22 protein-coding genes and 2 tRNA genes are annotated in these 23,693 nt (G+C 70.7%); 7 read left to right on the top strand and 17 right to left on the bottom strand.

Annotated elements, in window-relative coordinates; translation table 11 throughout:
* Nucleotides 1–60: 60 nt before the first annotated feature.
* From ACFWQG_RS00970 to ACFWQG_RS00915, 12 genes are all read right to left on the bottom strand, one after another.
* On the bottom strand, nucleotides 61–735 hold the full coding sequence (locus tag ACFWQG_RS00970) for a M23 family metallopeptidase (protein ID WP_378505696.1): 675 nt from the start codon (nucleotides 733–735) through the stop codon (nucleotides 61–63).
* 551 nt (nucleotides 736–1,286) lie between these two features.
* Nucleotides 1,287–1,360 (bottom strand) — tRNA-Leu (locus ACFWQG_RS00965).
* A 26-nt stretch (nucleotides 1,361–1,386) separates the two neighbouring features.
* A complete protein-coding gene (locus ACFWQG_RS00960; RefSeq protein ID WP_378505695.1) occupies nucleotides 1,387–2,331 on the bottom strand; it encodes an exopolyphosphatase in 945 nt (314 codons plus the stop codon).
* The gene (locus tag ACFWQG_RS00955; protein WP_378505694.1) at nucleotides 2,328–2,909 is read right to left on the bottom strand and encodes a DUF501 domain-containing protein; all 582 of its coding nucleotides are present in this window, start codon (nucleotides 2,907–2,909) and stop codon (nucleotides 2,328–2,330) included. Before ACFWQG_RS00955 ends, ACFWQG_RS00960 begins: the two co-directional genes overlap by 4 nt.
* Complete coding sequence (locus ACFWQG_RS00950; protein WP_378505693.1) at nucleotides 2,906–3,613, bottom strand: septum formation initiator family protein; 708 nt, start codon at nucleotides 3,611–3,613, stop codon at nucleotides 2,906–2,908. Before ACFWQG_RS00950 ends, ACFWQG_RS00955 begins: the two co-directional genes overlap by 4 nt.
* Nucleotides 3,614–3,627: 14 nt before the next feature.
* Entirely contained in the window at nucleotides 3,628–4,914 is a 1,287-nt protein-coding gene (gene eno, locus ACFWQG_RS00945) for a phosphopyruvate hydratase (protein ID WP_378505692.1), read from the bottom strand.
* Nucleotides 4,915–4,981: 67 nt separating this feature from the next.
* Nucleotides 4,982–5,701 carry a lytic transglycosylase domain-containing protein gene (locus ACFWQG_RS00940; RefSeq protein ID WP_378505691.1) on the bottom strand — a complete coding sequence of 240 codons (720 nt, stop codon included), beginning with the start codon at nucleotides 5,699–5,701 and terminating at the stop codon, nucleotides 4,982–4,984.
* Nucleotides 5,702–5,712: 11 nt separating this feature from the next.
* The gene (locus tag ACFWQG_RS00935) at nucleotides 5,713–6,378 is read right to left on the bottom strand and encodes a MazG family protein (RefSeq protein ID WP_378505690.1); all 666 of its coding nucleotides are present in this window, start codon (nucleotides 6,376–6,378) and stop codon (nucleotides 5,713–5,715) included.
* Nucleotides 6,375–10,058 carry a transcription-repair coupling factor gene (gene mfd / locus ACFWQG_RS00930; RefSeq protein ID WP_378505689.1) on the bottom strand — a complete coding sequence of 1,228 codons (3,684 nt, stop codon included), beginning with the start codon at nucleotides 10,056–10,058 and terminating at the stop codon, nucleotides 6,375–6,377. Before mfd ends, ACFWQG_RS00935 begins: the two co-directional genes overlap by 4 nt.
* A 93-nt stretch (nucleotides 10,059–10,151) precedes the next feature.
* Entirely contained in the window at nucleotides 10,152–11,387 is a 1,236-nt protein-coding gene (locus tag ACFWQG_RS00925) for a Tat pathway signal protein (protein WP_378505688.1), read from the bottom strand.
* Entirely contained in the window at nucleotides 11,384–12,691 is a 1,308-nt protein-coding gene (locus tag ACFWQG_RS00920; protein WP_378505687.1) for a lipase family protein, read from the bottom strand. Before ACFWQG_RS00920 ends, ACFWQG_RS00925 begins: the two co-directional genes overlap by 4 nt.
* 53 nt (nucleotides 12,692–12,744) lie before the next feature.
* Nucleotides 12,745–13,335: a TetR/AcrR family transcriptional regulator gene (locus tag ACFWQG_RS00915; RefSeq protein WP_378506032.1), complete on the bottom strand. Its 591-nt coding sequence runs from the start codon at nucleotides 13,333–13,335 to the stop codon at nucleotides 12,745–12,747.
* Nucleotides 13,336–13,543: 208 nt separating this feature from the next.
* Here ACFWQG_RS00915 and ACFWQG_RS00910 point away from each other — a divergent pair.
* From ACFWQG_RS00910 to ACFWQG_RS00885, 6 genes are all read left to right on the top strand, one after another.
* Nucleotides 13,544–13,614, top strand: a tRNA-Gln gene (locus ACFWQG_RS00910).
* Nucleotides 13,615–13,685: 71 nt separating this feature from the next.
* Complete coding sequence (glmU, locus tag ACFWQG_RS00905; RefSeq protein ID WP_378505686.1) at nucleotides 13,686–15,161, top strand: bifunctional UDP-N-acetylglucosamine diphosphorylase/glucosamine-1-phosphate N-acetyltransferase GlmU; 1,476 nt, start codon at nucleotides 13,686–13,688, stop codon at nucleotides 15,159–15,161.
* The gene (locus ACFWQG_RS00900; protein WP_378505685.1) at nucleotides 15,158–16,138 is read left to right on the top strand and encodes a ribose-phosphate diphosphokinase; all 981 of its coding nucleotides are present in this window, start codon (nucleotides 15,158–15,160) and stop codon (nucleotides 16,136–16,138) included. Before glmU ends, ACFWQG_RS00900 begins: the two co-directional genes overlap by 4 nt.
* Nucleotides 16,139–16,207: 69 nt before the next feature.
* Nucleotides 16,208–16,834, top strand: a complete 627-nt coding sequence (locus ACFWQG_RS00895; protein ID WP_378505684.1) for a DUF2461 domain-containing protein — start codon at nucleotides 16,208–16,210, stop codon at nucleotides 16,832–16,834.
* A gap of 173 nt (nucleotides 16,835–17,007) precedes the next feature.
* Nucleotides 17,008–17,694 (top strand): hypothetical protein, encoded by a 687-nt coding sequence (locus tag ACFWQG_RS00890; protein WP_378505683.1) that lies wholly within the window; start codon nucleotides 17,008–17,010, stop codon nucleotides 17,692–17,694.
* Nucleotides 17,695–17,719: 25 nt separating this feature from the next.
* Entirely contained in the window at nucleotides 17,720–18,208 is a 489-nt protein-coding gene (locus ACFWQG_RS00885) for a GNAT family N-acetyltransferase (RefSeq protein ID WP_378506031.1), read from the top strand.
* Nucleotides 18,209–18,242: 34 nt separating this feature from the next.
* Here the strand turns inward: ACFWQG_RS00885 and ACFWQG_RS00880 are convergent, their stop codons facing one another.
* Nucleotides 18,243–18,569 (bottom strand): hypothetical protein, encoded by a 327-nt coding sequence (locus tag ACFWQG_RS00880; protein ID WP_378505682.1) that lies wholly within the window; start codon nucleotides 18,567–18,569, stop codon nucleotides 18,243–18,245.
* A 490-nt stretch (nucleotides 18,570–19,059) separates the two neighbouring features.
* Here ACFWQG_RS00880 and ACFWQG_RS00875 point away from each other — a divergent pair, with 490 nt between their 5' ends.
* Nucleotides 19,060–19,194, top strand: a complete 135-nt coding sequence (locus ACFWQG_RS00875) for a hypothetical protein (protein ID WP_378505681.1) — start codon at nucleotides 19,060–19,062, stop codon at nucleotides 19,192–19,194.
* A gap of 72 nt (nucleotides 19,195–19,266) precedes the next feature.
* On the opposite strand, the gene egtD is transcribed toward ACFWQG_RS00875, so the two are convergent.
* From egtD to egtA, 4 genes are read right to left on the bottom strand one after another with little or no spacing between them, the layout of a single operon-like run.
* A complete protein-coding gene (gene egtD, locus ACFWQG_RS00870; RefSeq protein ID WP_378505680.1) occupies nucleotides 19,267–20,244 on the bottom strand; it encodes an L-histidine N(alpha)-methyltransferase in 978 nt (325 codons plus the stop codon).
* A complete protein-coding gene (gene egtC / locus ACFWQG_RS00865) occupies nucleotides 20,241–21,011 on the bottom strand; it encodes an ergothioneine biosynthesis protein EgtC (RefSeq protein ID WP_378505679.1) in 771 nt (256 codons plus the stop codon). The genes egtD and egtC overlap by 4 nt, the downstream gene beginning before the upstream one ends.
* Nucleotides 21,004–22,314, bottom strand: a complete 1,311-nt coding sequence (gene egtB, locus ACFWQG_RS00860; protein ID WP_378505678.1) for an ergothioneine biosynthesis protein EgtB — start codon at nucleotides 22,312–22,314, stop codon at nucleotides 21,004–21,006. The genes egtC and egtB overlap by 8 nt, the downstream gene beginning before the upstream one ends.
* Nucleotides 22,307–23,536, bottom strand: a complete 1,230-nt coding sequence (egtA, locus tag ACFWQG_RS00855; protein WP_378506030.1) for an ergothioneine biosynthesis glutamate--cysteine ligase EgtA — start codon at nucleotides 23,534–23,536, stop codon at nucleotides 22,307–22,309. The genes egtB and egtA overlap by 8 nt, the downstream gene beginning before the upstream one ends.
* Nucleotides 23,537–23,693 lie beyond the last annotated feature (157 nt).

The following is a 23,693-nucleotide window of genomic DNA, read 5'->3' as shown; positions in this document are numbered from 1 at the left end:
TTGTCCGCGTCCGAAGATAACAAGATGATCTCGGCCCCGTCCACCTTTACCGAAGCTTGATCAGGAACCCCAGGTGGGCACCACGCCGCGGTCTCCGAGCCACGCGTTCGGGTTCAGCCGGTTGCCCGCCGCGTCCCACGCCTCGAAGTGCAGGTGCGGCCCGGTGGACTGGCCACGGTTGCCGACGGTGGCGATCTGCTGGCCCGCGGACACCCGCTGGCCGACGTGCACAAGGTAGGTGTCGACGTGGCCGTACACGGTGACGGTGCCGTCGTCGTGCCGGACCCGCACCCACTGCCCGAAACCGGCCGCCGGGCCAGCGGAGATCACCTCACCGTCGGCGGCGGACTGCACCGGGGTGCCGATCGGGGCTGCGATGTCGAGGCCGCCGTGGTGGGTGCCCCAGCGGGCGCCGTACCCGGAGCTCAGCGATCCCGACACCGGCTGCACCGTGCGCGCCTTGAACGGGGCGGCGCTGCCCGGGTCGACCGATGCGAGCAGTCCGGCCGCCCAGTCCGCGGCCGGGCCTGCGGGGAGGTCGAGCACGGGAGCCTGCACGCCGGCGGGCAGCAGCCCGGCCGGGACCTCGAGCGGCTGCGCTGCCGCGGTGCCCGCCCCGAACTGGATGCCTGCGACGGCGATGGCGCCGGTCACGGCGGTGGCCGCCGCGAGAGTCAGGCGGCGGGTGAGCGGGTGAGAACGAGTAACCGTCCTGTGGGTGTTGGCCACAGTCATTTCCTTCACTGTCGTCGTGCCGCGGCGCGCGCATCCCCAAGCGCAACCGCGATCCCCCGGAACGCAGATGAAGGTAACGAAGTCATCTCGACACGTCGATCGTGATCAAATGTTTATCAAACTTTGATCTTGATGAGCCCTCGAGCCGAAACGCCCTGCTCAGCAGGTTTGCGAGTTTCTTACGCCGTAGCGTGACGTCACCCACACGTGGGCCGTTTCGCTGCGGATTCTGGCATGTACAGGGCACGAAAATGCCCCCGGTTCGCACCCGAAGATCGGGGCGCTGCCGGGGGCCGACGGTCGCCGAAACGACCGATGCCCGCCCCACCGACGGGTGGGACGGACATCGCGAGCGTGTACTAGGAGCCGAGGGCGTCCTTGACCAGGTTGGTCAGAACCTGCGAGAGAACGCCGACGAGGATGGTTTCCGCACTGCCCATGATTGCTCCTTTGATGCATGTTCGTACTGTCGGCGCCGACGCTACGGGACGGAAGCGCCCGACATGCCGGTTTCAACTGAACAATCGTCCAACCAGTCGACGCCGACGCGGTGCCCCCGGTCGGGCTCGAACCGACACTTGGCGGATTTTAAGTCCGCTGCCTCTGCCAATTGGGCTACGGGGGCGGGCGCCGGTGACGACTGTAGTGCGGTCAGAGGATCGAGAGCGCGATCCCGTCCAGGATGTCGTGCTCGCTGACGATCAGTTCGGTGATGCCCGCGCGGCGGGCGAGTTCCTCGCCGAGAACGTCCGCGACGATCGCGCCGCCGCCGATCACGTCGACGCGGCCGGGGTGGATGGTGGCGATCGCGGCCCGCTGCTCGTGGGTCCGGTGCAGCAGTGCCGCGTTCACCTCATGCAACCGGTCCAGCGACATCCGCGACAGGTGCACCCGCTCGGCGTCGTAGTGCGGCAGGTCCAGCGACACCGCGGCCAGCGTGGTCATGGTGCCCGCGACCCCCACCCAGGTGCGCGCCCGCTCGACGGGCACACGGGCGAAGGCCTCGCCGATCTTCACGGCGGCGAACTCCCGGGCCGCGGCGATCTGGTCGGCGGTCGGCGGGTCGTCGTGCAGGCAGCGTTCGGTCAGGCGGACGCACCCGATATCGGTGGAGTGCGCCGCGTGCACCCCGTCCGCGTCGCCGAGCACGACCTCGGTGGATCCGCCCCCCAGGTCGACGACGACGAACGGCCCCGCGGCCGCGTCGAGTTCGCCGACCGCACCGGCGAACGACAGCCGGGCCTCCTCGTCGCCGGTGATCACCTCGGCCTCGGATCCGGGGAGGACGGCGCCGAGCACCTCCCGCGTCAGCGCGAAGAAGTCCTCGCGGTTCGCGGCGTCGCGGGTAGCGGACGTCGCGACCATCCGGACCCTCGACGCCCCGGTCTCGCCGATCATGCCCGCGTACTCCTCGAGCGCGGCGCGGGTGCGCTCGAGCGCCTCGGGGGTGAACCGGCCGGTGGCGTCGACGCCCTGGCCGAGCCGATTGACGCGCATCTCCCGGACGACGTCGGTGAGCCGGCCGTGCTCGTCGGCGTCCGCGACGAGCAGGCGGATCGAGTTGGTTCCGCAATCGATCGCGGCGACCCGCGTCATTCGGTATCCCCGGTGTTATCCCCTGTCGCCTCCGGCGTGATGTTCCCTGCCGCCTCCGGTGCGACGTACCGCGGCCAGTCCGCGGGAATGGCGGTGCCCCGCAACCCGGCGTCGGCGGCGAGGGCAACGGACTCGTCGCCGAACGGGTTCAGGCCAGGGCCCTTCGCCAGCGCATGCGCCATCAGCACGTGCAGGCACTTCACCCGATCCGGCATGCCTCCGCCGGTGAAATCCGTTCCGAGCGAATCGATCTGGTTTCGCTCCGCGAGGTACGAGTCGTGCGCACGCCGGTAGCCTGCCGCCAATTCCGGGTCGCGGGCGAGCCGCTCGGTCATCTCCCTCATCACCCCGGCCGATTCCTGGCGGCTGGCCTCCGCGGTCAGCCGCGGGTCGGTGAGGTAGTAGAGGGTGGGGAACGGGGTTCCGTCGGGCAGTCGCGGCGCGGTCTTGACGACGCCGGGGGTGCCGTCGGGTGCGCGGTACGCGATCGCGAGCACGCCGCGCGGCTCGCGACCGAGCTGCGCGGCGACGACATCCAGATCCGCCTTGGGCACGTTGTTCTCGGCAGGCTCGGTCACCCGGTGGGCCCTCCTTGATCCTGGGGAATGGTCATCGACCCGGCGCCGTCCTGGCTCGACGCGGGCGGTGCCGGCGGCGGCGCAGGAGGCGGCGTCGGGGTGGGTTGCGGTTCGACGATCGGACGCCACAGGTCGGTGTACCAGGGGTCGCCGTCGTGCTTGGGTTTGGTGAGATCCTCGACCGGCGGGGCGGTCGCGCCGGGCAGCTGCACCTGATACGGGGTCTCCCCCGGCATCACGTACTGCAACCGCTCACGGGCCTGCGCCCGCACATACGCCGGATCGTCGGCCTGCGCGCTGTCCCGGGTCAACTGGTCGACGTCCGCCTCAAGCTGTCTGCGTTGCTCGGCGACCTGCTCGGCCTCGCTGCGCTGCCCGAGGTAGGTGCGCAGCGGCACCGCGACGGTCAGCGCCACCACGCAGATCACCATCGCGAGGATCACCGCGCGGGCGGTGGACAGCCCCAGCACGGTCCGCTCGGGCTGCGGTGCGGTCGGGCGGCGGCGGGAACGCGCTCCGCCGACCGGCTTCTCGGTCGGCGACGGCGGCGTCGACTGGCCCGCCGCTCCGGTGGAGCCGGGCGCGGCAGGTCCGCTCGGCCGGGTCCGCGACGTCGAGCGTCGCGTCCCGTCCCCGTCGCGTTGACGACGGGGCTCACGGCCACCCGGGCTGCCGCCCGGTCGGGACCTGCCGCGCTGGCTCATGGTCGGTCAGCCGGTCAGGAGCCGAACGAGAACCGCGGGAACGCGAGCTCGCCTGCGTACCGGGCGGCGTCGCCGAGCGACTCCTCGATGCGCAGCAGCTGGTTGTACTTGGCGACCCGCTCGGAACGGGCCGGGGCACCGGTCTTGATCTGGCCGCTGCCGACGGCGACGGCGAGGTCGGCGATGGTGGTGTCCTCGGTCTCGCCGGACCGGTGGCTCATCATCGTCTTGTAGCCGTTGCGGTGCGCGAGGTCCACGGCGTCGAGGGTCTCGGTCAGCGTGCCGATCTGGTTGACCTTGACCAGCAGCGCGTTGGCCGCACCCTTCACGATGCCGTCCTCGAGACGCTCCGGGTTGGTGACGAACAGGTCGTCGCCGACGAGCTGGACCTTGTCCCCGATGGCCTCGGTGAGGGCGACCCAGCCCTCCCAGTCGTCCTCGCTGAGCGGGTCCTCGATCGAGACGAGGGGGTACTGGCCGAGCAGCTCGGCGTAGAAGGCGCCCATCTCGGCGGCCGTCCGGTTCTGGCCCTCGAACTTGTACCCGGTGCCGTCGGTGTAGAACTCGGTGGCTGCGACATCGAGCGCGAGCGCCACGTCGGTGCCCAGCTTGAGTCCGGTCTTGTCGACGGCCTCGCTGATCAGGTCGAGGGCGGCCTTGGTGCCCGCGACGTCGGGCGCGAAGCCGCCCTCGTCGCCGAGGCCGGTGGACAGGCCCTTGGCCTTGAGAACCGACTTGAGCGAGTGGTACACCTCGGTGCCCCAACGCAGCGACTCCTTGAAGGTGGCCGCCCCGACCGGCGCGACCATGAACTCCTGGACGTCGACGCCGGTGTCGGCGTGCGCGCCGCCGTTGAGGATGTTCATCATCGGCACCGGCAGGATGTGGGCGTTCGGGCCGCCGACGTAGCGGTACAGCTCGAGTCCCGAGGACTCGGCCGCGGCCCGCGCCACCGCGAGGGACGCACCGAGCAGGGCGTTGGCGCCGAGCCGCGACTTGTCGGGGGTGCCGTCCTCGTCGAGGAGGGCCTGGTCGACGGCGCGCTGCTCGCTGGCGTCGATGCCGATGATCGCGGGTGCGATGTCGCCGAGAACGGCCTCGACGGCCTTCTGGACACCCTTGCCGTTGTAGCGGTCGCCACCGTCGCGCAGTTCGACGGCCTCGTGCTCACCGGTCGACGCGCCGGACGGCACGGCGGCGCGGGCGAAGGTGCCGTCGTCGAGCAGCACCTCGACCTCGACCGTGGGGTTGCCTCGGGAATCGAGGATCTCGCGGGCTCCGACCTGCTCGATGATGGCCACGAATGGTTCTCCTAATAACGGCGTAGACGATGTCGGTACATAGTGCCAGGTCTGAGCCTAGGGCATGTCACGGCGCACTCCTGACCGCGTAAGTGTTGGCCCGGTCCCGCACATCGAGCAGGTACTGGCCGGACAGGTTGTACGCCATCAGCGCCTGCCGCCAGCCCGCCTCGCCGTTGAGGTCTCCGCCGCGGGCACACAGGTAGCGGCCCGCGGTGAGGGCCGCGTCGTCGATGTTGTCGGGGTCGACGACGCCGTCACCGTTCGCGTCGACACCCCAACGCACCCAGGTCTCCGGGATGAACTGCAACGGACCCATCGCCCGGTCGTGGACCGGGTCGCCGTCCATGACGCCGCCGTCGGTGTCGGGGATCTCGGCGACCCCGGGCCCACCGTCCAGGGGGATCCCGCGGATCGCGGGCGCGACGGTCCCGTCGGCGGCGACCCGCGCGCCACGGTGGGTGCCGTGCCTGCTCTCCACGCCCGCAATACCTGCGATCGTGGTCCAGGCGATGCCGCAGTCGGGGCGGGACCGGGCCATCACCGCCGCCGCGTACCCGTACGCCTCGAGGGCGGTGGCGGACACCCCGGTCTCCTCGGACAGTGCGGCCGCCCAGCCGGCGAGCTGGTCCGCGGTGCGCCCCGGCCCGTCGACGTCGATCGGCGGCAACGCCGCGCCGGGCAGCGGCGGGATGTTCTGCGGGATCGGCGGATCCTGTGCGCAGCCGCCGAGCAGGACGGCGACCGCGAGCGCGACACCGCCGACGGCAGCCGCTCGGGGCGGCACCGGTCGGCGCGTCACCACAGCGCGGACCAGGTGTCCGGCGTGAGCGCCCCCGGCACCGACCCCGACTCCCTGGCCGCCCGTTCCGTCGCCCGGACCCGCTCGGCGAACCCGAGCACCGCCCTGCGCAGGGCGTCCTCGGCGTTCTCCCCGGCGACGATCCGCACCACCCGAATGTCCTCGGGTATCAGGTCGGCGGGCAGCCCGGCCCGGGTGGCCCGGTCGATCACCTTCTCCGCCAACGCGAGTGCGGGCTGGGCCATCGCGATGCCGTCCAGGCAGGACGCCCGCGCCTTCTCCGCGGCCTTCGCGACCTCCCACGCGCGTTCCTGCTCGGCGACGTCGACGGGGCCGGTGTGCCCGTTGGTCAGGTGCGGGCTACGCCCCGACAGCTTCGCGACCAGGCCGCGGGCAACGTCGTCGACGGTGAACGGATCGGTGGCCGATTCCTGCGCGATCCGCGCGTGGAAGAGCACCTGCAGCAACAGGTCTCCGAGTTCCTCCCGCAATCCGACCGGGTCGCCCGCGTCGATCGCGTCGAGCAGCTCGTAGGTTTCCTCCAGCAGGTACCGGCGCAGCGAATCGTGCGTCTGGGTGACCTCCCAGCCGCCGAAGGACCAGAGCCGGTCCATCACCTCGGCGGCCTCGACCAGGCCGTCGCCCGGCCTGCCACCGGTCACGCCGACGCCCCGACCGGGACCGACACGTCGACGGCGCCGGCGGCCCGCCCGTCCATCGCGAGCAGGAAGTCGGCGATGTACTGCAGCAGCTGCACGTCCCGCACCCGATCCGACCCGACACCGCCGGTGCGCGGCAGCGGCATCTGCACCAGGCCGGTGGTGGCCCGGTATTGGGCGGCGGAGTACAGCCGCTTGAGCCGCAGCTGCTTGGAATCGGGCAGCTGCATCGGCGAGATCTTGAGCTGGGTTCCGGTGACGGCGACCTCCTCGATCCCGTACTCGCGGCACAGCAGTCGCAGCTTCGCGACCGACACCAGCCTGCCGACCTCCTCGGGCAGCGGCCCGTAGCGGTCGACGAGCTCGTCGATGACGGCGGTGATCTCGTCGTCGTTGCTGGCAGCGGCGAGCTTGCGGTACGCCTCGAGCCGCAGCCGGTCGCTGGTCACGTAGTCGGGTGGGATGTGCGCGTCGACCGGCAGGTCGATCCGCACCTCCTTCGGCGCCTCGTCGGTGGTGATCGGCTTGCCGTCCGCGACGGCGCGGTAGGCCTCGACCGCCTCCCCGACCAGGCGCACATACAGGTCGAAGCCGACCCCGGCGACGTGCCCGGACTGCTCGGCGCCCAACACGTTTCCGGCGCCGCGGATCTCGAGGTCCTTCATCGCGACGGCCATGCCCGCACCGAGGTCGGAGTTCTGCGAGATGGTGGCGAGCCGGTCGTAGGCGGTCTCGGTGAGCGGCTTCTCCGGCGGGTACAGGAAATAGGCGTAGCCGCGCTCCCTGCTGCGCCCGACGCGGCCGCGCAGCTGGTGCAGCTGGGACAGGCCGAGCGAGTCGGCTCGTTCGACGATGAGGGTGTTGGCGTTGGAGATGTCGAGCCCGGTCTCGATGATCGTGGTGCACACCAGGACATCGAACTCGCGCTCCCAGAAGCCCTGCACGGTCTTCTCCAGGGTCTCCTCGTTCATCTGGCCGTGCGCGACCACCACCCGCGCCTCCGGCACCAGCTCGCGAATCCGCTTGGCGGCCTTGTCGATCGAACTCACCCGGTTGTGCACGTAGAACACCTGGCCGTCGCGGAGCAGCTCGCGGCGGATCGCGGCGGCGACCTGCTTGTCGGCGTACGCGCCGACGTAGGTGAGGATCGGGTGCCGCTCCTCGGGCGGGGTGAGGATCGTCGACATCTCCCGGATCCCGGCCATGCTCATCTCCAGGGTGCGCGGGATCGGCGTCGCCGACATGGTGAGCACGTCGACGTGGGTGCGCAGCGCCTTGATGTGTTCCTTGTGTTCGACGCCGAACCGCTGTTCCTCGTCGACGATCACCAGCCCGAGATCCTTCCAGCGCACCCCGGTCTGCAGCAGCCGGTGGGTGCCGACGACGACGTCGACCTCGCCGTCGGCGAGCTGCGCGATGATCTCCTTGGACTCCCCCGCGTCGGTGAACCGGGACAGGCCCCGCACCTTCACCGGGAAGTTCGCCATCCGTTCGGCGAAGGTCTGCAGATGCTGCTGCGCGAGCAGGGTCGTCGGCACCAGCACCGCGACCTGCTTGCCGTCCTGCACGGCCTTGAACGCGGCACGCACGGCGACCTCAGTCTTGCCGTAGCCGACGTCACCGATGACCACCCGGTCCATCGGGACCGGCTTCTCCATGTCGGCCTTGACCTCGTCGATGACGGTCAACTGGTCGTGGGTTTCGGTGAACGCGAACGCGTCCTCCATCTCCTTCTGCCACGGGGTGTCCGGGCCGAACGCGTGCCCCGGCGCCGCCTGCCGCGCCGCGTACAGCTGCACCAGCTCGCCCGCGATCTCCCGGACCGCCTTGCGGGCCTTGCGTTTCGTGTTCTGCCAGTCGGATCCGCCGAGCTTGGACAGCGCGGGCAGCTCGCCGCCGACGTACCGCGAGAGCTGGTCGAGCGACTCCATCGGGACGAACAGCCGGTCGCCGGGGTGGCCGCGTTTGCTCGCCGCGTACTCGATCACCAGGTACTCGCGGCGGGCGCCGCCGACGGTGCGTTCGACCATCTCCACGAACCTGCCGATGCCGTGCTGGTCGTGGACGACCATGTCGCCCGCGGTCAGCGCCAGCGGGTCGACCTGGTTGCGGCGCTTGGGCGGCAGCTTCCTTCCGTCGCCGGCCGCGGCGACCCGGTTGCCGGTCAGGTCCGATTCGGAGACCAACACCAGACCGGCAGGCTCCGCTCCGGCGGGAAGGATCAGGCCGTTCTGCAGGGTGGCGCACAGCACCGACACCTGGCCGCGGGGCGGTTCGCCGCCGGGCGCGAGGTGAGCGGCGGGCACCTCCGCGTCCCCGAGTCGTTCCAGCGCGCGCTGCGCGGTGCCTGCCCCGGCGACCACGATCGCGGCCCGGCCACCGGTGCTGACGTGCGCCCGGAGCATCACGAACAGCTCGGCAAGCAGATCGTCGGAGCCGCGCACCTCCGGCGCCGCCTGCACGTCGAGGACCAGTTCGTCGGCACTGCCGGAGGCGAGCGGGCTGACCGTCCACCACGGTCTCCCCTGCGCGGTCGCGCTCGCATGCACCTGCCGCAGCGTCCGGTACGCCGACGCAGCAAGGGCGGCCCCTGACACCCCGACCCCGGAGGTGTCGAGCGTGGAGGTGTCCAGCGGTGCGGCCGCCCCGATCGACGCCGCGGTCCAGGACGCCTCGAGGAACTCCTGCCCGGTGCGGACCAGATCTGTTGCGCGGGTACGGATTTTCTCCGGATCGCAGAGCAGGACGTGGGTGCCCTCGGGCAATGCCTCGGTCAGCAGCACCAGCTCCCCGTTTTGCAGCACCGGCAGCAGCGCCTCCATGCCGTCGACGGGGATACCCGCGGACAGCTTGTCGAGCATCTCGACCAGTGCCGCGTCGGCCTGGTTGTCGCGTGCCAGGGCGGCCGCGCGGTCGCGGACCGTCTCGGTGAGCAGCAACTCGCGGCACGGCGGCGCGATCAGGGCGGCGACCTCGAGGTCCGGCAGGGACCGCTGGTCTGCCACCGAGAACGGCCGAAGCTCGGTCACCTCATCCCCCCAGAACTCCACCCGCACAGGATGATCCGCGGTCGGAGAGAAAATATCGAGGATGCCGCCACGGACCGCGAACTCGCCGCGCTTGCCGACCATGTCGACGCGGGTGTACGCCATCTCGACGAGCCGCGCGATCAGCTCGTCGAACGGGCTCTCGCTGCCGACCCGCAGGGTGACCGGTGCGATCTCGCCGAGGCCGGGTGCCATCGGCTGCACCAGCGAGCGGACGGTGGTGACGACCACCTTCAGCGGCGGCCCGTAGTCGGCGTTGTCCGGGTGCGCGAGCCTGCGCAGCACCTCGAGTCGACGTCCGACGGTGTCGGCACCCGGGGACAGCCGCTCGTGCGGCAGGGTCTCCCAGGACGGGAACTGCGCGACCGCGTCCCCGAGGATCTCCCGCAGCTCCGTGGTGAGATCGTCGGCTTCGCGTCCGGTGGCGGTGACGAGCAGCAGCTGACCGTGCTCGGCGATCGCGGACGCGAGGAAGGGCCGAACCGGGTTCGGCGCGACCAGCGCGAGCTCGGCGCGCCCGAGGGCATCCCGAACCGGGCCGAACGCGGCCCCGGCGAGCGCGACCCGGGCGATGCCCGCGAGCGGAAGATGCGGCTGCCCGGATTCCGGGCCCGCGGTGGACAGCGTCGATGGCATGTGGATGTGACCGCCCCTGGATCGCCGAACGAGGACCGGCCGCCGTGCCCGACGGCCCCGACCGATTCTAGGCCGGGCGCCCTGGCCCGGAGATCAGCGGTAGTGGACCTGCGTCGTCCGTGCCATCGAGGTGAGCATCTGCGGGAGCCGCATCAGCGCCCGCTGCTGCAGGATCTGCTGCTCCATCGGCGCGCTGAGGGTGTCGCGCCACAGCTGCGGCCGGTCCTCCTTGAGCGCCCGGTACTTCGGCAGCATCTGCTCGGTGATGTACGCCCAGCGGGCGTCCCGCTCGGACCAGTTGAATGCGGGCAGCGGGGTCTGCAGCCGCCACTGCGGTCCGGTGACCGGGCGGCCGGTGACGTCGCCCGCGGTCAGGGTCAGCGGGGCTGCCTCCCGCGGCGGGACCACCCCGGGGATCGCGGGATCGGCCGCGACGGTGGACAGGTAGGTCAGTGCCCGCCCGACCGGGCCGCGGTACGCGCGGGCGCGGTCCCACTGATCGCCGATCGACTGGTACTGCTCCCGGTACAGCAGCCGCTTGTTGCCCTCGACCACCAGGTCCGGGTCGCCGGTGGCGATGTCCCGCCACGCGCCGTACGCGTTCTCGTCGATCAGGCCGGCGTCGCGGTACTCGTCGATCGCGGTCATGCCTGCCGCGAGGTACGCCTCGTGCTGCGGGATCAGGTCCATGAAGATGTGCTTGCTCATCGCGATGACCTGCACCTGGAAGTGCGCGATGTCGTCGGCGGTGATGGTGCGGCCCACCTCGAACAGGGCCTGCAGGTCCTCGGGGAGGGTCGCCTTCGCGGGCGCGGCAGCGTCGTCGAGCGGCCGGACGATCGCGGCGACCGCGTCGGTGACGCCCCGCACACCGAGGACCACCCGGCCGAGGTCGACGTCCATGATCCCGGCCGCGAACGACGGCCCGGCCATGCCGCCCTGCCCGGTCCACAGGAAGTCCGCGTTCTCGAGTTGGAGTCGCTCGTAGTACCGGAAGGTGTTCGCCAGGTTCTGTTCGTTGGCGGCAAGGCCTCGGTTCGGGTCCCAGTTCGTCAGGTCCAGGCCCGCCTTGACGGTGGCGGTGGTCAGCCAGAACTGTTGCAGCAGTGCCGCGTACCGGGTCGGGTCGACGCCCGCCGCGCGGGCCCGGTCGAGCGCGGCACCGAGGACGGCAGGGTCGGTCGGTAGGTCCGGGGCGACGCCGCCGTTGCCTTCGGCGTCCGCGTTGGACAGCGGAACGTCGAGGTACGCGAGATCGTCGGCGAGGGCGACCGTAGGCGTCAGCAGCGCCGCGACGGCCACCAGCACCGTCGCGATCGCCGCCCTCACCGCCGCGCCTCCGCGAAGCGGCCGACGAACCAGTCCACGTTCTGCATGCCGAGCAGTTCGGTGCCGACCCGGTACGGGTTGGTGAGGATGTCGAACACGCCGCACACGCTCGGGTCGACGGTGACCTCGGTTCCGCCTGCCCGGTACGCGGCGACCAGGTTCTCGACGTCCGAGTACGGGACGAGGAAGTCGTCGCGGCAGGAGGTCATCAGCACCGGCGCCGCAGGCGCCCGCTGACCCATCCGGTTCTCGGCGTATGCCCTGGCGAAGACCGGGTTGTCCGCGGGACGGCCGTTCTCGTACAGCGCGCCGAGCGGAAGGAACGGCATGTACAGGTAGTTCTGCTGGCAGGTGTTGTTGAAGGCGTCGGCGACGAGCCTGCCGAGCGGGGTCAGTTCCCGGTCGAGGTCGATCTCCGGGTAGGTGGCGGCGTAGCTCAGCGAGTTCGCGAACACGAATCCGGCGCCGATGCCGCCGTCGGCGCTCCGCTCGAAGGTGGCGCTGTCGATGACCATCGCCTGCAGCACGGTGCCGACGACGTTCAGTTCCGGCGCGTAGCTGGCCTGCTTCTCGGCGGCGAACCCGGCGGCGACGCCGCCCCCCGCGATCCCGTACAGCCCGATCGGGGTGTCGGCGGCGAGGCCCGCGTCGGGCAGCGCAAGCGCGGCGCGCAGGCCGTCCAGGGTTGCGGCGCCCGCGAAGTTGCCGACCGCGAACCCGTTGGGTGCGGTGTCCCCGTCGTTGGCGGTGTCGCTCATCATCACGGCCCAGCCGTGCCCGAACATCTGCGCCACCGGGCCGAGCGCGGAGAACAGGGACGGGTCGCCCTGGTTGCCGCCCGTCCACTGGGTGCTCGGCATGCAGTTCGGGCCGAGGCTGTCGTTCGCCTCCGCGTATCCGACGAGCTTGCGTTCGCCGGCGGGGGTGCCGTCCTGCGGAATCATCAGGATGCCGGTGCTGACGGTCGGCGACCCGTCGAAGGCGGTGGTGACGTACATCAGCTGCCACGCCGACACGTGGCCGGGCTGCACACCGTAGACCTGGACCGTCGCGGGCCGGGCCCGCAGCAGGGTTCCCGGTGCGGCGTCACCGACCGGCGGGGCGTCGTACCAGGGGTCGTCGCTGGCCAGCCGCGGGTACCACTGCTGCGGCGGCGCGATGCCGCCGTCGGCGAGGGTGCTCAGCACGAACGGGTTGAACACCTTGTCGAGCGGCACCGGCTCGGACGCCGCCGAGGTGCCCGCCGAGACGACGAGGAGCGCGGCAGCGAGGGCGGTGCCGAGGAGTCCGGTCCTGGTGATCATGGCTGCTGTGTCGAACCGCTACACCTATTCGTTACAAACCGGTCGGTTCCCGTTCACTTCCCGAGCTGCGGATCCGCCTCCAGGTTCGTCAGGCCGTTCCAGCACAGGTTCACCAGGTGCGCGGCAACGGTCTCCTTCGGCGGTGTCCGCTCGTCGAGCCACCACGTCGCGGTCGTCGCGACCATGCCGACCAGGGCCTGCGCGTACAGCGTCGCCAACTCCGGATCGAACCCGCGACGGGAGAAGTCGCCTGCGAGAAGATGCCCGACCCGGGTGACGGCCTCGTTCAGCAGGCTCGAATAGGTGCCCTCCTCCGCCGACACCGGGGAATCCCGCACCAGGATCCGGAACCCCTCGGTGCGCTCCTCGACGTAGGTGAGCAGCGCCAGTGCCGCCCGCTCGACCCGCACCCGCGACCGGTTCTGCTCGAGGGAGCGGGTCACCATGTCCAGCAGCACCGACATCTCGCGGTCGACGACGACCGCGTAGAGCCCTTCCTTGCCACCGAAATGCTCGTAGACGACCGGCTTCGAGACGTTCGCGCGGGCGGAGATCTCCTCTATCGACGCGGCCTCGTAGCCGCGCTCGGCGAACACACTGCGGCCGATCTCGATCAGCTGCTCGCGGCGCTGCGTCCCGGTCATCCGGGTCCGGGGCGGCTTGTCGGCTGGGGGCTGCTTGTCGGCCGGGGCCTGCGGTGGTCGCGACATGGTGCCAGCGTATCGGCCCACCGCATCCGAACCGGCGAGGCGGTTAGCACCGACACGGGTGCTCATGCGAGGATCTAGGGCGCACAGCGGACCGCCGAAGCCGGGGTTTCGACCCCTGGATGTTCTGCGAATCCGCAGGCAATCCGCCGTAGTGTAATGGCAGCACCTCTGATTTTGGTTCAGATAGTTCAGGTTCGAGTCCTGGCGGCGGAGCACCTCACAGACACACACGACGCAGAACCAGCACATGTCGATTCGGGCACACTGTCGATACGAGGAGCTTCATGTCAACCGAGACCGCCGTGATCGTCCTAGCCGCCGGAGCGGGGACACGGATGCGGTCCAAGACCCCGAAGGTGCTGCACACCCTCGCGGGGCGTTCGATGCTCGCGCATTCGCTGCACGCGGCGGCGGAACTGAAGCCGACCCACCTCGTCGTTGTCGTCGGGCATGAGCGGGAGGCGGTCGGGGCGGCCGTCGCGGACACCGCCACCGCCCTCGGCATCGAGATCGCGACCGCGGTGCAGGAGCAGCAGAACGGCACCGGCCACGCGGTCCAGTGCGGTCTCGCCGCGGTGCCCGCGGACTTCACCGGCACCGTCGTCGTCACCTCCGCGGACGTTCCCCTGCTCGACGGGCACACCCTGCGGGGGCTGCTCGACGAGCATCACGCCGAGCCGACACCGGCGGGCGCGACCGTTCTGACATTCGTCCCCGCCGACCCCAACGGGTACGGCCGGATCGTGCGCGACGCCGCAGGCGCGGTGCTGGAGATCGTTGAGCACGCGGACGCGACCCCCGACCAGATCGCGATCACCGAGGTCAATTCCGGCGTGTACGCGTTCGACGCGCAGGTGCTGCGGGACGCCGTTGCGCGCCTGGATCCGAGCAACGCGCAGCGTGAGTTCTACCTCACCGATGCGCTGCGGATCGCCCGCGAGCTCGGCAGGGATGTGTACGCCGCGCAGCTCGACGACCCGGGCAAGGTCGCAGGCGCCAACGACCGCGTGCAGCTGGCCGCGTTGGCCCGCGACCTGAACCGCCGCATCCTCGATGCTCACATGCGGGCCGGGGTGACCGTCGTCGACCCGGCGAGCACGTGGATCGACGTCGACGTGATCATCGAGCGCGACGCCACCATCCGGCCCGGCGTGCAGTTGCACGGCCGGACCGTGATCGGCGAGGACGCGGTGATCGGGCCGGACAGCACGCTCACCGACGTCACCGTCGGGGCGGGGGCCTCGGTGGTCCGCACCCACGGTGAGCGGGCGGTGATCGGCGCCAGCGCCACCGTCGGGCCGTTCACCTTCCTCCGTCCGGGCACCGTGCTCGGCGCCGCGGGCAAGCTCGGGGCGTTCGTCGAGGTCAAGAACTCCGACATCGGCGACCACACCAAGGTGCCGCACCTGACGTACGTCGGGGACGCGAGCATCGGGTCGCACAGCAACATCGGGGCGTCGAGCGTCTTCGTCAATTACGACGGGGTCACCAAGACCCGTACCGTGGTGGGGTCGCACGTGCGGACCGGGTCGGACACCATGTTCGTCGCACCGGTACGGGTAGGCGACGGCGCATACACCGGCGCAGGCACCGTCCTGCGTGAGGACGTGCCGCCGGGGGCGCTGGCCGTCTCCGGAGGCAAGCAACGCAATATCGAGGGTTGGGTCGAACGCAATCGTCCCGGCACGGCGGCCGCGGAGGCGGCGGCCACCGCACAGCAGCACAACGATGACACGAACAAGGACGGCGAAGAGCAGTGACCGCGAATTGGATCGACAACCAGAAGAACCTGATGCTCTTCTCCGGTCGCGCGCATCCCGAACTGGCGGAGCAGGTGGCGAAGGAACTGGACATCCAGGTCACCCCGCAGACGGCGACGGACTTCGCCAACGGCGAGATCTTCGTCCGGTTCGAGGAGTCGGTGCGCGGATCCGACGCGTTCGTGCTGCAGAGTCACCCGGCGCCGCTGAACCAGTGGGTGATGGAGCAGTTGATCATGATCGACGCGCTCAAGCGGGGCTCCGCGAAGCGCATCACCGCGATCCTGCCGTTCTACCCGTACGCCCGCCAGGACAAGAAGCACCGCGGCCGTGAGCCGATCTCCGCGCGCCTGATCGCGGACATGCTCAAGACCGCGGGCGCGGACCGGATCATCACCGTCGATCTGCACACCGATCAGATCCAGGGCTTCTTCGACGGACCCGTCGACCACATGCACGCGCTCGGCCAGCTCGCCGGCTATGTGCGGGAGAACTACGGCACCGAGAACATCTGCGTGGTCTCCCCCGACGCGGGCCGCGTCAAGGTCGCCGAGAAGTGGGCCGACGCCCTCGACGGCGCACCGCTGGCGTTCGTGCACAAGACCCGCGACCCGCTGGTCCCGAACCAGGTCAAGTCCAATCGCGTCGTCGGCGACGTGAAGGGCATGACCTGCGTCCTGATCGACGACATGATCGACACCGGCGGCACCATCGCGGGTGCGGTGAAGGTGCTCAAGGACTCCGGAGCGGGCGACGTGATCATCGCAACCACGCACGGCGTCTTCTCCGACCCGGCGGCCGAGCGCCTGGCGACCTGCGGCGCGAAGGAGGTCATCGCGACCAACACGCTGCCGATCCCGGAGTCCAAGCGCTTCCCGACGCTGACGGTGCTGTCCATCGCCCCGCTGCTCGCGCGCACCATCAAGGAGGTCTTCGAGAACGGCTCGGTGACCTCGCTGTTCAACGGCATCGCGTAGGCGTTCGGCGCCCGTGCCCGCGTCCGGCGGCTGAGCCCCGGCACGCGCGCACGGGCGTAGCCTTTTCGTGTGTTCACCGGATTCCCCGTCGCGGCACTCGACTTCTACGAGGACCTCGAGTCCGATAACAGCAAGCGCTTCTGGACCGCGCACCGGTCGGTCTACGACGCGTCGGTGCGGGCTCCAATGCTCGCATTGCTCGAGGAGTTGGAACCGGACTTCGGTTCCGGCAAGGTGTTTCGGCCGTACCGCGACGTGCGGTTCGCGCGGGACAAGTCGCCGTACAAGACCCATCAGGGCGGGTACATCGAAGCCTGCCCCGGCACCGGCTTCTACGTGCAGATCGATGCCCGCGGCCTGTTCGTGGCAGGCGGGTACTGGGCGCACACCCCGGACCGGCTGGCCCGCTACCGCACCGCCGTCGACGCCGACCTGCGCGGCGACCAGCTGGTGACGATCACCGCCGACCTCGAGGCCGCCGGATTCGAGATCGGCGGCGACCGACTCAAGACCGCCCCGCGCGGCTACCGCGCGGACCATCCGCGGATCGAGCTGCTGCGGCACCGCACGCTCACCGCGGGCCTGCTGTTCACCTCACCCGACTGGATCGACAGTCCCCGGACGCTGCGTGAGGTCCGCGAGGCCTGGGGCGCGATGCGGGCCCTCGTCGACTGGCTCGGCGACGTTCTCGACTGACCGCCACCCCGCGACGACGTGACGCAAACCTCTTGCGCGACAACTACTGCCAGCGCACGGACGCCCGCTCCACGCAAGCGAACATGAGATTGATCACGACCGGGGGAAGAACGCCAGGTGCAATGCCGAGCCGGTGTGAAGGGTCCCGATCGTCTGCTTTATTGTCATGCGTCGTGATTGACGCGCAGACTCTCGACGCTCCGGCCGAAACCACAACGATGATGTCGGCCAGACGCGAACCTCGACGAGCCTGGGTTCCCGGAGCCTGCGTCTGGTGCGGTGACGACGAGTCGGTCGACATGTATCGCAACGAGCCGCGCTGCGGCACGTGCCGCGAGAAGGAAGAGATCATCGAGGGCGCACGCCGGTTCCTCGGGATGTACGGCCTGCGCCCCCTCGGCGGCACCCTGCAGTCCGACGACGAGGAAGAGCGCGAGTGGCGGGTCACCGCCCGTGACGCCCGCCAGGTGCTGAACCAGATCAAGCTCGCCACCCCGCCGGATCCGGCGTTGGTCCGCAAGGCGTTGCGCCCCCGCGCCGCCGCCGTCGTCGCCGAGTCCCCCGCTGCCGCAGCGCGACCCGCCCCCTCCGGCACCGCGACGGCCCCCCGCGCCGCGCGCCCGGCGGCCACGCCTGCTGCCGCGCCGGTCCGCTCCGACGCCGTGGACCTCGAGGAGATCCAGACCCGCGCCCTTGCGCTGCTGGACCAGATGACTCAGGTCGACGCGCAGCTGGCCCAGGTGGCCGAGCAGTCCGGGCTCGCGGCCCGCGCCCGGCGCAGCGATCTGGAGAAGCAGAAGGCCACGATCATGCGCACCCTCGGCGCGCTGGAGAAGGCGCGACTGAGCGCGCAACGCTGACAGCGGGCACGATGATCCGGTGACCATCGAGATCCGCGACGCCAGCGCCGCCGACCTGCCCGGGATCCTCGAGATCCACAACGAGGCGGTCCGCAACACCACCGCGATCTGGGACGAGGAGACCGTCGACGTCGCCGACCGGCGGGCCTGGCTCGAGGATCGACGCGCCAACGGGTTCCCGGTGATCGTCGCGGTGTCCGGCGGACGCGTCGCCGGCTATGCCTCCTATGGGGTGTGGCGCGCCAAGAGCGGCTACCGGCACACGGTCGAGAACTCGGTGTACGTGCACCCCGACCATCACCGCAGGGGTGTCGCGTCCGCGCTGATGACCGAACTCGTCTCCCGGGCCCGCGCCGGGCAGGTCCACGTGATGGTGGCCAGCATCGAGGCGGGCAACACCGTCTCGATCGCCCTGCACGAGCGGTTCGGATTCACGGTGGTCGGCGTGATGCCCGAGGTCGGGATCAAGTTCGGCCGGTGGCTCGACATGACCTACCTGCAGTTGATCCTGTAGGTCACCGCCCGCGACCGGCGGGGCTGCCTGCCGGTCAGGCCGGTGCGGACAAGGCGGGGCTCAGCCACATCGGCTCCCCCGGCAGCTCGCACTCCTCCGGCGCGGGCAGCGGGACGAGTTCCGGCTCGCCCTCCTCCAGCCCGCACGCACGCTCCAACTCCCGCTGTTCGCGGCGCTCCTCCATGCGGTCGCGCCGATCCTGATCGTCGTCCCGGTCCGTTACGTCCGCCGACCGCGGGGCGGCCGACACCGTCGTCGCGTCCGGGCCTGCTGGCGGCGTGGCCCCCTGCAGCGGAGTCGCCAGGCCGATCGCCGCCGCGGTGATCGATCCCAGGAGCCAGGCCGTCGTTGCCATTGTCATGGTGGTGCCGTCCCTCCAGCGGGAGGCCGCGGCGCGTAGCGGTGATCGAGGTCCGCATCGCCGACGCGTCGCCCGGCCATCCGGCGGGCTGTCGTCATGTGCGTACTGGCGACAACCTCTCCGTACCGCGCGTTATTCCCGTCACACGACACCGGTGGACGGGATCGAAACGCAGCGGAAGGCACGCCGACCCGCCGCCGACGACCCTTCAGTCCCGCTGAGCGGGATGAATCTCCGGGACGCCCGCGGGCCGGACGGCCCGCGCACGGCCCCGAACCGACGCGCCAAACCCGCAGGTGACGCCTCACGCGAATCCGTCAAACGGGGCAAAGCAGACACATTTCCTTCGCCACCCTCACATCATGCCCCGGTGAGAGTTATCCGGATATTCATCTGCATGGTTATCACCGTGCCCAAACCGTGATACCAATTACCCGGCGCTGGCCGATGAGACCTGCGTCACCAACCCCCACATCACAGGAGAAATCACATGGGATCGACCGCTGAAGACCTCAAGCTCGCTGGCGACCTGCAGAAGGTCATCGGTGGCGTCGGCGGCGTCATCGTCGGCCTCGGCGCCGTTGTCGGCCTTGGCATCGCGCTGACCTCCTTCAGCGCAGCCTGATCCGTGGTCTGAGTCCCCGAGCCGGATCCGTCGAAGGCCCCCTCAGCGACGACGGATCCGGCCTCGGTGCAATCAGACCCGATCGGCGAGGACGAGCGCGAAGCGCTCCCGGGGATCGGTCCACACCCGATCACCCGCGAAGCCCGCCACGTCGAGTTCCTTGCGGATGCCGTCGACGTGCAGCTTCGCCGAGATCTCCGTCCGCATCTGCTCCCCCTCCGTGAAGCTCACGTCCAGGTCGAGCGCCGGAATCCGCACCCGCATCGGGGCGAGCGCCTCCACCCGCATCTCGATCCACTCGTTGCGTGAATCCCACAGCGCCACATGACGAAACCGGTCCGGATCGAAGTCCGCACCCAGCCGGTCATTGAGCACCGCCAGCACGTTCAGGTTGAACCGTGCCGTCACCCCCGCCGCATCGTCGTAGGCCGGAACCATCACCGCCGGGTCGGTCGCCAATCCGACCCCGAGCAGCAGCTGCTCGCCCTCGTCGAGCACGCCCGCCACCGAGGCGAGGAACTCGGCACGCTCGTCCGGAACAAGGTTGCCCAGCGTCCCCCCGAGGAACGCGATCATCCGTTTGCCGTCCCGCGCCCGCGGCAGGGTGTTCAGGGTGTCGGTGAAGTCGCTGACCACCCCCCGGACCGCCAGCGACGGGAAGTCACGCGCCAGCTCGTGCACCGACGACTCCAGCGCCGCCACCGAGAAGTCCTGCGGGACATACTGCTCCAGGGTTCCGTGGTCGGTGAGCGCGGCCAACAACAGCCGGGTCTTCTCCGACGACCCCGCCCCCAATTCCACCAGCACCTCTGCCGAGGCGGCCGCCGCGATGTCCGCGGCGCTGACCCGCAGCAGTTCCCGCTCGGTCCGCGTCGGGTAGTACTCCGGCAACCGGGTGATCTCCTCGAACAGTTCGCTGCCATGCGCATCGTAGAACCACTTGGGTGGCAGCCACTTCGGTGTCGCCGTCAACCCGATCTGCGCGTCGGTTCGCAGGTTCGCCTCCACCTGCTCCGGCACCAGGTGCACCTCGATCGTCGGCTCGATCATGCCCGTCCCGCCCCTTCCCACTCCGGTATCGCCAGATCGGTGATCTCCAGGTGCCCCGGACGCGCCTGCACCGCGTGCCCGTCCGGCACCGCAACCCAGCCGTCGCGGTCATCGGTCGGTTCCGACGCCACCACCGCGCTTGACTCGTCCACCCGCACGGACAGGGCATGATCGACGGCCGTCGCCCACACCCCGGTACCATCGCTGAGCAGCAGATTCAGCCGCGAGCGCGGCGCCGCCGCCACGACCTCCACGACCAGCTCGCGCAGCGCGTCCGCGGGCGACGACACCGCGAGGCGGCGCCGCAGCAGGGTCCACAGCAACGCCGAATCCGTCAACGCGGGCATCGTCAGCAACTCCACCGCGGGCAGCCACTCCGCGATCGCCGCGACGGACCCCGGCCACCCGGCTATCCGCCCGTTGTGGCTGAATACCCACCGTTCGTGGAGGAACGGGGCGCACGCCTCCCGCGACAGCGGCATCCCCTCGGTGGCCGACCGGACCGCACCGACGACCGCGGACGACCGCACCTGCGCGAGCACCCCGACAACCGCGGGATCCGACCAGATCGGGCTCGCGTTGTGGTACGCCACCGCGGGGGCGGCGCCGTCCGGCCACCACGCCGCGCCGAATCCGTCGGCGTTGACCGTGCCGCCGCCCCGCATGTCGGTCGGCGCCCAGGACTGCCGGAGCAGGCTGTGGGTGCCGCCGGTGATCACCTCGGCCACCGACCTCGGCGGGCCGACATACGCCAGATGCCTACACATCGCGCGCACACCGGAAGCCGGCGAAGATCTGCCTGCGGATCGGGTGGTCCCAGTTCCGGAAGGTGCTCCGGCACACCACCGGGTCGGTGCCGAACGACCCACCCCGCAGCACCCGGTAGTCGCCGCCGAAGAAGACCTCCGAGTATTCCCGATACGGGAACGCCGCGAATCCCGGATAGGGGCGGAAGTCCGAACTCGTCCACTCCCATACGTCGCCGATCAGCTGGTGCACGCCGGACGGGGACGCCCCGCCGGGGTAGGCACCGACCTCCGCCGGCTCAAGGTGCCGCTGCCCGAGATTCGCATGCTCCGCGGTGGGTTCGGCATCGCCCCAGGGGAATCGGCGGGATCGTCCCGTCGCCGGGTCCCACCGGGCGGCGAACTCCCACTCCGCCTCCGTTGGCAGTCGACCCCCCGCCCACCGCGCGAAGGCCTGCGCCTCGAAGTAGCAAACGTGCGTCACCGGCTGCCGCGGGTTCACCGGGGTCATCACCCCGAACACCCGACGCCACCAGGTGCCGGAGGTGTCCCGTTCCCAGAACTGCGGCGCCTCGAGCGACTCGTCCGACCGGTGCGCCCAGCCCCGAGTGCTCCACAGCTCGGGGCGGTCGTAGCCGCCGTCGGCGATGAATTCCAGGTAGCGGGCGTTGGTCACCGGAGCCGCGTCGATCACGAAGGGCGGCAGCGAGACCCGGTGCGCGGGCCGTTCGTTGTCCAGCGCCCAGGGATGGGTGGAGGTGCCCAGTTCGAACTCGCCGCCGGGGAGCGTCACCTCTCCGGCGACGTCCACAACCGCGCCGGGGGCGGGGGCCGCCGTCAGCACCGGGGTGCCGCTGCGCAACTGGTGGGTGGCGAGCATCGTCTCGTCGTGCTGCTGTTCGTGCTGGGCGATCATCGCGAACGCGAACCCGTCCCGCTCCAGGCGTCGGCCCGCCAGCGGTGAGCGGTCCAGAACGTCCCACGTCATCTCCCGCACCTGCCCGACGTAGCCGCGTGCCTCACCCGGATCCAGCAGCGGCAGTGACGGTCTCGCGGAGCGCGCGTGCTGGAACGCGTCGTAGAGGTCGTCGATGTCACGGCGCAGCGGAGCACGCCCGCCGACGTCCCGAACCAGCCACAGTTCCTCCTGGTTGCCGATGTGCGCGAGATCCCACACCAGCGGGGACATCAGCGGGGAGTGCTGCGCGATCAGGTCCCGATCGTCGACACACTCGGTCAGCGCTCGACTGCGGTCGCGGGCCCGGGCCAGGTGCCCGGCGAGCGTCGCCCTGATCCGCTCGGGTGTCGCCGTCTCGTCATGCATCGGCGACCGCCTCGGCGACCGAGCGACCGCGACGACATCGGCGGGCCGCTGCGGCGAGGTCCCCGGCACAGGACTCCGCTCCTTCCGCGGCGAGGTCGAGGAGATCCGCTGCCACGGAACGAATCTCCCGATCCCGGAGGCCGAACTCGGCGGCATCCCGCCAGCGTCCGACGGTCCCCGACGCCAGCACCGTCGCCGCCGCGACCGTCCGCGGATCGCCGAGCAGGGCACCGAGCGCCGCGATCGGCACCCGCCACAGGCCGCCGGGCTGAGCGTCGAGATACCGCACCTCGACGTGTCCGCCCGCGCGCACCGGAGGGAACAGGGTGGTCAGGTGGTAGTCCAGGTCGTCGCGATCGGGTCGCCGCCCGATCTCCGCGTCGAGTTCCCCGTCGAGCCACGCCGCGAAGCTGGCGTCCCGGTCGAGCGACCAGTCGTCACCGCGGCCGCCGCACCCGTTTCGCACGCACAGCAGTGGGGCGTCGAGCGCCCACCGCGCGTAGCCCGCGATCGGCTCTGCCATCGGGGGTGGGGAGGTGCGGCCGTGGTCGAGCTCGAACCAGGTCCGCATCCGCTGCGACGCCCACTCGCCGTCGGGAGCCCCCCGCAGCCTGGGGGAACACGCGAACGCGGCGAGCAACGCCGGCCCCATCGCGTGCAGTGCCGTCCAGCGGGCCGCCACGTCCGCCGGATCCGCGCCGGCATCGACGCTGATCTGGGTGGCGGTGGTGTTGCACATCATCAGTCGACCGAACGGACCGATCCGGTCGAAACGTCGTTGCATCGCAGAATATCTGGGGGCGGGAAGGATCCGCTGGGCACGCCGCTCCACGTCCGCCGCCGCATCATGCATCGCGATCCCGGACCGGTCGAGCAGTCCGCGCAGGTGCGCGGTGTCCGAGGCGAGGGCCTCGCACAGCTCCGCCACCGACGGCAGTGGGGGGCTGGAGAGTTCGATCTGGCCGCCCGGCTCGAGGGTGACGCGGCTACCCGCGGGCAGCGGATCCGCAGGCGAGCGGGCATCGACGGTGGTCGGGGCGTGCGATCCGAGCGCGGCCCGGAAGTCGGCGAGGGCAGGGCGGTGGCCGTCGGGTGATCGGGTCAGCCATTCCAGTTCGGCCCCGATCAGGCGCGGCGGGCCGAGTTTGAAGCAGACGCCACCGACATAGGCCTCCGCGGCGGCCCTGGTGGTGAGCCGACCGGGTCCCGTGTGGGTCGCCATGGTCATCGCCTGCTCCGATCATCGGACGGCACTCGTGCGGCAGTACGGATCGCAGAACGTGACCGACACTAGACCGGTTCCGCCGTCCGTGTCACCCGCGCCACCCGGAACGCGCGGGTAGCGTCGATGCCAGCCGGCGACCAGCGTGGGAGGACCC

Source organism: Rhodococcus sp. NPDC058532, from assembly GCF_042719255.1.
GTDB lineage: Bacteria > Actinomycetota > Actinomycetes > Mycobacteriales > Mycobacteriaceae > Rhodococcus_G.
This window is presented reverse-complemented; position numbering and strand designations above follow the sequence as displayed.